The organism is Acetivibrio ethanolgignens (assembly GCF_001461035.1).
GTDB classification, from domain to species: domain Bacteria; phylum Bacillota; class Clostridia; order Lachnospirales; family Lachnospiraceae; genus Velocimicrobium; species Velocimicrobium ethanolgignens.
In genome coordinates this window covers 574-11427 of record NZ_LNAM01000212.1, presented here as the reverse complement: position 1 = coordinate 11427, position 10854 = coordinate 574, and the positions used below count along the sequence as shown (strand labels likewise).

The 10854-nt window shown below is 40.8% G+C and carries 7 protein-coding genes and 1 tRNA gene; 1 reads left to right on the top strand and 7 read right to left on the bottom strand.

The window, feature by feature from the left end:
• The 7 genes from ASU35_RS17210 to ASU35_RS17180 form a co-directional block, all read right to left on the bottom strand.
• The coding region (locus ASU35_RS17210; RefSeq protein WP_172794670.1) for a CehA/McbA family metallohydrolase at nucleotides 1-4226 on the bottom strand (4226 nt) is incomplete at its 3' end.
• A gap of 328 nt (nucleotides 4227-4554) precedes the next feature.
• Nucleotides 4555-4626: transfer RNA gene (locus tag ASU35_RS17205), tRNA-Gln, on the bottom strand.
• A gap of 87 nt (nucleotides 4627-4713) precedes the next feature.
• A complete protein-coding gene (coaBC, locus tag ASU35_RS17200) occupies nucleotides 4714-5910 on the bottom strand; it encodes a bifunctional phosphopantothenoylcysteine decarboxylase/phosphopantothenate--cysteine ligase CoaBC (protein ID WP_058354195.1) in 1197 nt (398 codons plus the stop codon).
• Between the two features lie 32 nt (nucleotides 5911-5942).
• The gene (locus ASU35_RS17195; protein WP_058354194.1) at nucleotides 5943-6707 is read right to left on the bottom strand and encodes a type III pantothenate kinase; all 765 of its coding nucleotides are present in this window, start codon (nucleotides 6705-6707) and stop codon (nucleotides 5943-5945) included.
• Nucleotides 6708-6765: 58 nt separating this feature from the next.
• A complete protein-coding gene (locus ASU35_RS17190; RefSeq protein WP_058354193.1) occupies nucleotides 6766-7410 on the bottom strand; it encodes an ECF transporter S component in 645 nt (214 codons plus the stop codon).
• A gap of 100 nt (nucleotides 7411-7510) precedes the next feature.
• Nucleotides 7511-8824, bottom strand: a complete 1314-nt coding sequence (locus ASU35_RS17185) for a uracil-xanthine permease family protein (RefSeq protein ID WP_058354192.1) — start codon at nucleotides 8822-8824, stop codon at nucleotides 7511-7513.
• Nucleotides 8825-9568: 744 nt separating this feature from the next.
• Entirely contained in the window at nucleotides 9569-10327 is a 759-nt protein-coding gene (locus ASU35_RS17180) for a MerR family transcriptional regulator (protein ID WP_058354191.1), read from the bottom strand.
• Nucleotides 10328-10502: 175 nt separating this feature from the next.
• Here ASU35_RS17180 and ASU35_RS17175 point away from each other — a divergent pair, with 175 nt between their 5' ends.
• Nucleotides 10503-10811: an Rpn family recombination-promoting nuclease/putative transposase gene (locus ASU35_RS17175; protein ID WP_172794669.1), complete on the top strand. Its 309-nt coding sequence runs from the start codon at nucleotides 10503-10505 to the stop codon at nucleotides 10809-10811.
• The last annotated feature ends 43 nt before the right edge of the window (nucleotides 10812-10854 follow it).

The following is a 10854-nucleotide window of genomic DNA, read 5'->3' as shown; positions in this document are numbered from 1 at the left end:
AAGTTACTCATAAAGGCTGCTCCGCCAACTAAAACCATGGACTGATTTCCATTGGCATGGGTAATTGTCTCAGAAGCCAGCACAAGAAGCCTTCCATCTCCAGCTGCATAAGTGTACTTCGGTATTTTTTCCCCGCCGATTCCATCCTTGTCACTATCCTTAGAGTAAGTGGTGGCATGACCATATACAATTGGGGAAACACTGTCCGGAAGCGAAGCCGATGGATTTCCGCTCTCATCTACTGCGTAGATGCTGGAACCTCCATACTGGCTGAACAGCTGGCTGTATTTATTATCATTTGGATGCTCTGCATCATGCTCAACATCTTTCATCAAAAGGTGTTCCAGATTGTAGGAGGAGAAATACAATCTCTGTGGCTGTCCCCCATTCAAAGTATCATCCATCGTTGCATCATCACTGACACGAAGCTTAGAGCCAATAGCCTTCAAAAGCTTATTCTGCTGGCCTGCCATATGGTTTACAGTAGCCAACTCTGCAATGCCGGAATAGTTTTCATAGTAATCTGACCAGTTGCCGATTACCAGAATACCGCCAGCTTCAGAAAATCCCTTAATTGCTGCAATCTCATCATCTGAATATACCGCATATGGATCTCTCAAAGCAGTTCCGTTACGACGGCTCGGTGCTGTAAGCACCAGCATCTTATACTTTCCGTTTGTATTCCTAGCAGCTGCAAGAAATTCTTCGGAAGTATTCAGTGTAACGCATCTTACATTGTTCTGTGCTGCCATCTTAGTAAAGTTACCCATGGAGTCCTTATAGTTACCAGACACATATTCGTTATAGTGGCTTCCATCAATACCTACATATACCAATTTACTTGCGTCTCTCACATCAAGGCTCAAGTCCTTGCTATAAATAAATTCCTTATCACCCAGCTGGATAACTGCTTCTACAGTTATTTTCTGCAGCTTTGCTTTCTTTGGTGTAAAACCATAATTATACTCAAAGGTAGTTGATTTTGTAATTGTTCCTACACTATTAAGATTCTCCAGTACAGTGCCGTCCAGCTTATAAGTCAGGCTCTTAATGACAGCGTCCTCACCTTCACTGTTAAACAGAGTTGTCTTAACAGTAATCTCCTCGTCAGTAACCGGTGTGCTTGTGCTGCTTTCTACATTAGAAATTCCAAGCATAATGGTTTTTCCGACCCATACAGGTGCTGTAACTGCCACATCCCCATCACTTTCTGTTACACGCAGATAATAATAGCTGTAGTCTGGGTTAAGTGTCGCAGTCAGCTCCTTGCTCTGGGCATTTACATCCCAGGTATAAACTACTCTTCCACTGTTTGCAATTAACTCAGCCTTTTCAATGGTATCATCTGCATCGCTAAGGCTTGCTTTAATTGTCAGGCTTTCTGGTACTTCTTCAATGATGGTTCCCATCATTTTATCGTTTACGGTATAAGTAATCTCCAGATTTTTATCTTCAGTGGCATAAATCCGACGTTCTCTCATAGCCTGATAAATATTCTCTTCCGTCAGACTATCAGTAATAATAACATCACGGGCATCGTTTGCATTCCCCCACTTACCTTTGTGATTATCCTGGTTGTTAGTAGGTGCCACATGCCAGCCCTTATCCAATGCCATCGTATAATAATTATAGGACGGGAAATGTCCGCCACTACCAATGGCTCCTTCTCCATTTCCTACCTCAACCATATTAATACGGCTGTCAATTACTGTATCCCAATAGCCAAAATCAGCAAAGGTTCCAAAGGTAGTGCCCGGATGGTTAAACTGGCTTATGCTGTTTTCTCCCTCTGCACGACTTAAAAGAGCGTAATATGCCTTCATACCTGCATCATTTGTTTTATTATTAAGAGTTTTATTATTCCTGCTGACTACACCAGGAGTGTTAAAGGTATTCATATGTCCCGGACCGCCAGACCAGGTCATCTCATAGCCGGCAACAGCAACCACACCTCTGTTGCTTGGCGATGCGTTATAAGTAGCAACCTTGGTTTTGTATTCCTTCCAGATTCTCTGACTGTCTGCTGTCATTTTACTTGTATCATACAATCCGTCCTCTGGATTTACTGCATCCTTTGTGTCAAAATAGTTGGAGTGATCCGTAAAAGCTACGAAGTCAATGTTATCCTTCTCGCTGATCTGATTGACATATTCAAGAGCCGAGTCCAAGGTCCCGGAACCATCCGAATAGGTCGTATGGCTGTGCAGCTGCCCAAAATACAGTCTGTATTCTGGCGTTCCCGTAGTGAAAGGCCACTCATAGGTGATGCTCTTCCCATCCGCTCTTGTGACAGTTACAGATGCTGTATATCTGGCCTCAGCAAGATCACTGGCAACCTGATAGCTAAAGGTTTCGGACTGATAGCCCATAGGCACCTGATCCAAAACTACCTCTGTGCCCTTTTTCAGAGTAAGCTTTGCTGTAGGTTTTGTTCCTATATTAGTGCATGTAATACTAATCAGAGGCTTTTTATTGTCTCCTGTTATAGCATTTCTTGCCGGAGTAACACTCTCGACCTGAGGCTCATCCATTACCTTAACCGTCATAGCCTTCTCGTCAGCATTATTCTTTGCATCCTTTGCATTAACCTTAACAGTCACGCTGTCAACTCCAGCTATAAAAACGTTTCCAGGGATTGTTGCCTCCCATTTGGTTCCATCCTCTGTATTCTGTACTAAAGAAAGCTCCACTGCCGGATTAGCTCCAACCGTATAGGTAAGCTTTGCTTCTGTTACTCCTACATTATCCCGGATGACTGCTGTTACCTTGCAATCCTGGCCAAGCTCCGCCGTTGTTTCTGTCAGCTCAATCTTAGGTGCCTTTGTATCATTTACAACAACATAGTCTGTAGATGAACCTAACCGCAGTTGGTCATTTGTTTTATATTTTGAAACACAAGCGTATACATCCACCAGATCACCAGCCTCTACATCATATGGATAAGTAGCTGAACGAAATACATTCATCTTGGTTCCAAGAGTATCTGTGATTTCTGTATTACCATTACTGTTATATGCATTCAGAGTAATATTTTTAAGCTTTATCCACTCAGAAAGCAGATACTGCTTCGATGCCAGAAGTGCTCCAATACTTTCAAATTCCTGTGCCGGAATCAAAGCCACATCAGCAGCAGAAGCTATCTTCTCAATCTTGCTTGCCGCTGATATCTGCGGAACTTCACCATAGGTAGATTTCACTGCTGTTATTTTTAAGATATCTCCAATTTTATAGTCATCCAGAGGGTTGTATATCTGGAGGGCTACTACCTGACCATCTATTACATCCTCCAAAATGGCAGAATTTGTATTATTATAATTTCCAAAACGATATACTAATTGACCTACTACTGTAATCGTTTCATTATCTGCCTTTTCTAAAGCCTCTGCAATTGAAATAGCTCCCTCCGGAATCTCTGTAATCGGGTCAATATCGACTGCTGACGGCATAGTTGGAACAGTATAAGCAAAGGTTACCTCTGCACTGTCCTCCAGACCATCCGCCTGTGCCTTTGCATAAATCGTTGTGACCCCATTGATAACAATCGGTGTAGAATAGGTCTGCCATTCTGCCTCCGGTGACAGCTTATAAAGAATCGTAGCATTCTTCGTTGTACAGGTCAGTTCAATCTGTGTACCAGCTGTTACCACGCCTGCAGCCTTGCTGGCCTTTGGCTCATCTGCCTGAGTTGCCGGAGCAATGCTTCCCTCTACAAATTTGTAAAGAGTGAAGTTTTTAGGATTTGTACCCGTTGCTGCATACTGCCTGAAATACTTTGTATTTGTATTGTATGCCAATACCCTCGTTCCTGTCTCCTCATTAAATGTAAAGGTTGTTTCTCCTAAAACCTTCCAATAGTAAGGTGTATTCTCAGCAGAAATACTGCTATTTCCACCCGATGTTAGATATTTACCTTTAGAGTCTTGTAAACTAATACTACTTCCAGATACTACAACATTCCATACAAGACTTTCTGCTGGGTTTATAATAGAATTTTCAACCACGCTTTGTTCTTGCTCTGGCAATGCTTTTGTGCCTGTGTCATAAGCTCCTGCAGCACGATTATTTTCACAGACAAGTACATATTTGCCTGATGTCAAATCGGCTGCACTGCTTATCTTACTGTAAGTTCCCGTCTGCTGTACTGCAAAGACGCTGGCTGGAATCATGGACAGTATCATTGCTACAGTTAACAGTGCTGCAAGACATTTTTTGTAAAACGCTTTCATTTGTCTCCTCCTTTATTTTAGTTTTAAATTTACAAATTATTCCTTTAATAAGGCAATATCATTATACTATTTTGCTATAATTGCAAAAAGGTCAACTGTCCTTATTTTGTTATTTTTTTCTATTTCATTATTTTTATAATATAATTTTTGGTTATTTTGAACATATGGTTTGTAAAGTTCGATAGAACGCACTTTCCTATTGAAAAAAAAAAAAAAAAAAAAAAAAAAAAAAAAAAAAAAAAAAAAAAAAAAAAAAAAAAAAAAAAAAAAAAAAAAAAAAAAAAAAAAAAAAAAAAACAGGCTATACTTTTGTATAGCCTGTCTAAAGCTGGGCTACAAGGATTCGAACCTTGAAATGACGGAGTCAGAGTCCGTTGCCTTACCATTTGGCGATAGCCCAAAAACAAGTCTTTCGTTTGTCACGAATGATATTCTACCACAGGTTCTAAAAAAATGCAAGCCCTTTTTTTAATTTTTTTATTTTTTTCTATTTTTTGTATTTTACCAAAATTTTATCCAAAATTGCATGAGCTGTCTCCTCCTTAGAAAGCAAAGGCAGCTCCTCACAGGTATCCGCAGTTATCAGGGTTACTATATTCGTATCTGTGCCAAAACCGGCTCCCTCCGTACGCAGACTGTTAGCTGCTATCATGTCTGCATGCTTTTTTAAAAGCTTTGCTCTGGAATTTTCTATCAGGTTCTCTGTTTCCATGGAAAATCCACACAGAAACTGACCTTCTCTATGATTATCCCCAACTGTCTGCAAAATATCCCTGGTCCGGCAAAGCTCCATGGAAAGCTCCCCGTCCCTTTTTTTCATTTTTTCTGCCGCCTGCTCCTTTGGTGTATAGTCTGCTACCGCTGCCGCCATAATAAATATATCCTGCTCTTTCGCCCGCTCTATAACAGCCTCATACATCTCCTGGGCAGATACTACATCAATTGTATTTACAAAGAGCGGCTTAGCAAGGCTTACCGGCCCACTAACCAAAGTTACTGAAGCCCCCCGGAGCATGGCAGCACGAGCCAGAGCGTACCCCATCTTCCCGGTAGAATGATTGGAAATAAACCGCACCGGATCTAAAGCCTCTCTCGTCGGTCCGGCTGTTATCAGTACCTTTTTCCCTGCCAGATCCTTTTCTCTTCCGATTTCTCTTTCTATATAAGAAAGCAGTGTTTCCTCTGAAGGCATCTTCCCATCACCGATATCGCCACAGGCGAGATAACCATAGTCCGGTTTGATAACCTCCATTCCATATTTCTCCAATAGCTTTAAATTATCCTGCACAATCGGATTGTGATACATATGGGTGTTCATCGCCGGAGCAACAATCTTTTTACATTCACATGCCAGAATGGTCGTTGTCAGCATATCATCTGCAATACCGTGAGCCAGCTTGGCAATCACATTAGCAGAGGCCGGAGCTACTAAAACTACATCTGTTTCCTTTGCCAGGGAAACATGCTCTACCGAATACTGGAAGTTACGGTCAAAGGTATCTACCAGACACTTATTACCGGTTAAGGTTTCAAAGGTAATCGGATTAATGAAATTAGTTGCATTTTTCGTCATCATCACAGTTACCTTGCATTTCTGTTTTTTCAGCATACTGGCAAGGTTAGCAATCTTATATGCTGCAATGCTTCCCGTCACTGCCAGCACTACATTTTTTCCTTCTAGCATGTTTTACACCCTTTCATAAAATTAAATTTAGATTATACATTCTTGTCATAAATAAGCTTTAGTCCCTTTAAAAGCAGTGCATCATCAATAATAATCTTCTTTTTGCAATGAGGAACCACACTGGAGGCCAAACCACCAGTAGCTACAACAGTGACCTCTGTTCCAAGCTCTGCCTCCATCCGCTCAATCATGCCGTCAATACAAGCTGCATTTCCATAAAGCATGCCGCTCTTCATGCAGTCGATGGTATTTTTTCCAATGACCCTCCTTGGAGCCTCCATGCTGATTCGTGGCAGCTGTGCTGTATTACTTACCAAGGCATTTAATGCAGTATAGGCTCCCGGCAGAATTGCTCCGCCAATGTAGTTTTTATTTTCATCAATGACAGAAATTGTCGTTGCCGTACCCATATCTACAAAGATAAGAGGTGCCCCATATTCCTTTAAACCAGCCACTGCACTGACAATCATGTCACTTCCAACCTGTGCCGGGTTGTCCATCAGAATATTAAGTCCTGTTTTAATTCCTGGTCCAACTATCTTAGGACTCTTATTTACTACCTTTTTCACTGCACCTTTCATCGTATTCACCAATGGTGGCACTACAGAAGAGATAATGACTCCTTCTATCTGTGCTACATCAATTTTATATAACTCCAGTACATTCTTAAAGCTAATGGCATATTCCAGTTCTGTCTTAGACTGGTCGGTAGACATTCTCTCAACAAAATGAATTTTCTCATCATCAATACAGCCAATAACAATATTGGTGTTTCCCATATCAATTGCAAGTATCATAGACTTCCCCTTTCTTCGTGTAAAAAGGCTGCCACAATTCCTGTGGCAGCCAAAACTACTAATTCAAAATTCTGGACTTAAAGAATACTCGCCCAATTGCTGTCACCAGAACTGCTGCCACGATCGCTTCCGGAACACCGTTCATACCGATAATTCCGAGAATTGTTCCATATAAGGCCTCATATGACATTTCCTTTGCCAAAGCATATTGCTCTCCAAATAAAAGATAGATAAAGTTCATAACCAGCAGTGTATTAGTCATAGAACCGGCCACTCCAGCCACTCCCAGGGCAGTAATCATGGATGCATTTCCCTTTTTCATCAGCTTGCGGATACCGGCATACACATAGTATGGTACGATTCCGATAAGAATTCTTGGGATAAAGCAGATGATAAAGCTCATGATGGCACTCTTGATTCCTCCCATTTCCATTGCCAGAATCGGTGAGAATACAAAAGATGTAACCGTTGGATTAATCGTGTTGTTAATCAGACTCGTTAATCCAAACATGCCGCCCAGTACAGCTCCTTTTTTCGGTCCCAGTATCAGTGAGCCGATGATAACCGGTATATGTATTGTAGTCGCCCGGATTATTCCAATCGGAATATAGCCAAGGCCCGGTACCATCGCCAATACAAAGATAATGGCTGTAAAAAGTGCCACCTGGACAAGTCCCAGTGTTTTTTCATTTCTGTGATTCAATTTTTACCTCCTGTTATTATTCCCTATTCGAAGGGATACAATACAGTCTACTTGTGACGAGGCAATTATACCAAGTCTTACTTTCATTGTCCAGTCTTTTTTATAGCTTAAAGGAAGTTCCTTCCTCTGCCTCCGGCTTAAATACATAATCATTTCCTGGAAGGATGGCGTTTAAAGCAATTCCTGCCAGTGCCGCAATTGCCAGACCGGATAAGTTAATCGCAGTTCCTGCTACTGTGAAGGTAATTCCGCCTACAGAGTTAAAGCCAAGGGCACTTACCAGAATGACAGCTGCAATAATCAGGTTTCTACTGTTTGTAAAATCTACCTGGTTTTCTACCACATTACGAACGCCGATGGCAGAAATCATACCGTACAAAATAAGGGAAACGCCTCCGATAATCGCTGCAGGGATAGAACTGATTACTGCAGAAAATACCGGGAAGAAGGAGAAGATAATTGCAAAAATCGCTGCCAGCTCCATAACCAGTGGGTCATAAACCTTTGTCAAGGCAAGTACACCTGTATTTTCACCATAGGTCGTGTTTGCAGGTCCTCCAAAAACAGCCGAGAGAGTAGTAGCCAGGCCATCACCAATCAGGGTCTTGTGAAGCCCCGGATCTTCTATATAATTTTTTCCTGCAGTTGCACTAATTGCTGAAATATCACCGATATGCTCCATCATTGTTGCCAGGGCAATCGGTGTAATTGTTAAGATGGAGCTTACACTGAACTTTGCTAATGTAAACTGTGGAAATCCTACAAAATCAGCTTTTGTTACTGCTGTGAAATCTACCGCTCTGATTCCCAGAGCTACACAATAGGATACTATAATTCCGATAATAATTGGCACAATTTTTACCATGCCTTTTCCCCAGATATTACATATAATAATGACTGCAAGAGCAATTATCGCGAGAAGCCAGTTCGTTTGACAATTGCTGATTGCAGTCGGTGCTAAAATCAATCCTATGGAAATAATAATTGGTCCCGTTACTACCGGTGGGAAGAACCGCATTACTTTGTTTGGTCCAAATGCTTTAATCAATGTCGCCAATACTACATATACTAAACCGGCTACTGCTACGCCACCACAAGCATATAGAAGCATCTCTGCATTTGGTGCTCCATCTGCTGCCAATGGTGCCACTGCTGCAAATCCACCTAAAAATGCGAAGGATGAACCTAAAAATGCTGGCACTTTTCGATTGGTTATTAAATGGAATAAAAGGGTGCCGACACCGGCCATGAAAAGAGTGGTAGAAACACTAAGACCTGTTAAAAGAGGAACTAAAACAGTAGCTCCGAACATTGCAAAGGTATGCTGAAGACCTAATAGCAATAATTTCGGGACACCAAGCTTTTTTGCATCATAAATGCCTGTTTCGCCAATGACGATTTTCTCATTACTCATGTGTAAAATCCTCCCGTTTATAAAATTTTATCTTTATAAGAATATTGCATAAAGGGAGGTTTGTCAAGGAGAAATTTTGGGTTATTGCAGAAATATGTTTTCCCAAAAATGTAAAGTAGGTAGTAATTAATAAGAGAGAATTCTATAAAGTTTTATGTTTGATAGCTCGCTCCTCTTCAACTAAGAGCCAAGATATTCTAACGTAATCTCAGGAATGCCTTCGATTACGAGAATATCTAAGCTCTGGATTTTCAGACTCGCTTCCGCAATATCAAACATAAAATCTTTATAGAATTCTCTCTTTTATTTACTACAAGCTTTACTTTCTTAGTAAATACATTTCTGCGATAACCCAAAATTTCATATCATTCCAGGAAAGTTTTAACCTGATAAAAGCACCTACTATATTTTAATTAGACTATAGGTTTATGCGGATGATTTGGAATTTTGGTTTGCAGATTTTTTGACTTTCAGGAGACAGAAAAGAATGTTGTTATTGTAGCGAATAAGTTATACGAAGAAGGGCTGATAATTCTTAAAAATGCATAGCTTACAGAGGCAAAAAACACGGAGGTTTTTTGAGCGGACTTGAGACAGGAGGTCGAATGTCCGTGTACTCGTCACTTGTAGTAAATTAGATGCATTTTTCTAGAATTATCGCCCTTCGTAGTCTTAGCTTAAGAGCTATAATACCAACACTCTTTTCGTCCCTTGAAAATCAAAACAAACCTGCAAATCAAAATTTTATTTTATATGCTCCTCTACCGCCCTCTTTAAGAACTCAGCACAGCCTGGTTGTTCTGCATCATAATAGGCGTTAAATCGTTCATCTGCAGTATACATCTGAACTAATCCGTGATGAGCTTCTACAGAATAGGATGGCCAGCTGAAGCCAATCCACTCTTTATGAAGCAAAGCAATTTCTTTTCCTGCTTCGGAACGGTAGTCTATACCTTCCCGAACAGCTTTAACCAGCTTCTCGTTTATCTGTTTTGCCAGCTTCTGCATCCTGTCATACTCCTCCTTTGATAGATTTAACATTTTGCGGTTGCTTTCTTCCACAGTAACCTCTCCATATTTTTCACGAATTTCTTTTCCATATTTTTTCTCATTTTCTGCTAAGATTTCCTTTTTTAAACCTTCAAATTTCTCTCTATCTGACATTTGAATTTCTCCTTTCTCTTTTTGAATTGTTTTCTGGATAGTGGCAATCAACCTATCCAACCGCTGCTTTTCTGTTTCCAGACTTTGGAGCTGTTCCTCCATCGCCTGAATCCGGTCAAAATTCTTTTCCTTCAGGGCTTTTTCAATCTGTGCCAGGGAAAATCCCATTTCCCGGAAAAATAAAATCTGTTGAAGTACGTCTACTTCTTTTTTTCTGTAAATCCGGTATTCCCCTGTTCCAGCTCTTTTTGGGGAAAGCAGCCCTTTTTCTTCATAAAACCTAAGCGTTCTTGTACTGGTGCCAGCTAATTCTGCCAGTTCTTTAATGGTGTACTCCATATCATTCCCTCCTGACAAAGATATTGTAAACCTTTACGTTACGTTAATGTCAAGAACTTTCTGAAGCTTCTTTTGAAAAAATAACACTTTCGTCCTATCGTATATCTATTTGCAGATTTTCGTTTTCATGATATTCTCTTTTTACTCACTATTCATATCTTACTTTCATTTCTGGATGTTTAATCAGGCAGTTCGCTACCCCTTAACCAATGACTACATGTTTCATGCTGTCCTACAGCGTTCCACGGAAAGCTGCCGCCATTTTCTTGCAGCAGTCTTGGGGCGGAAGCCAGAGGAAATCACCCATCTGCAGATTTTAAATCCTTTGATTCCTGGTGAAAGGCTTCAGGAAAAGCAATGCATTCTGGATATCCGCCTTCGTATTAATCACGGGGAACAGATCGGCATAGAGATGCAGGTGTCCCGTATTGATGACTGGCCGGAACGCTCTCTTTACTATCTGTGCAGGGTAAGCGATGAATAATCCACCGTATGGAATTATTCATCTGCCTATGTTTTAATTAAAA

Bases quoted from the DNA above. Each gene is read 5' to 3' on its own strand.
- ASU35_RS17175 (WP_172794669.1), top strand. From the start codon at position 10,503: ATGTTTAATCAGGCAGTTCGCTACCCCTTAACCAATGACTACATGTTT.
- coaBC (WP_058354195.1), bottom strand. From the start codon at position 5,910: ATGCTAGAAGGAAAAAATGTAGTGCTGGCAGTGACGGGAAGCATTGCA.
- ASU35_RS17180 (WP_058354191.1), bottom strand. From the start codon at position 10,327: ATGGAGTACACCATTAAAGAACTGGCAGAATTAGCTGGCACCAGTACA.
- ASU35_RS17195 (WP_058354194.1), bottom strand. From the start codon at position 6,707: ATGATACTTGCAATTGATATGGGAAACACCAATATTGTTATTGGCTGT.
- ASU35_RS17185 (WP_058354192.1), bottom strand. From the start codon at position 8,824: ATGAGTAATGAGAAAATCGTCATTGGCGAAACAGGCATTTATGATGCA.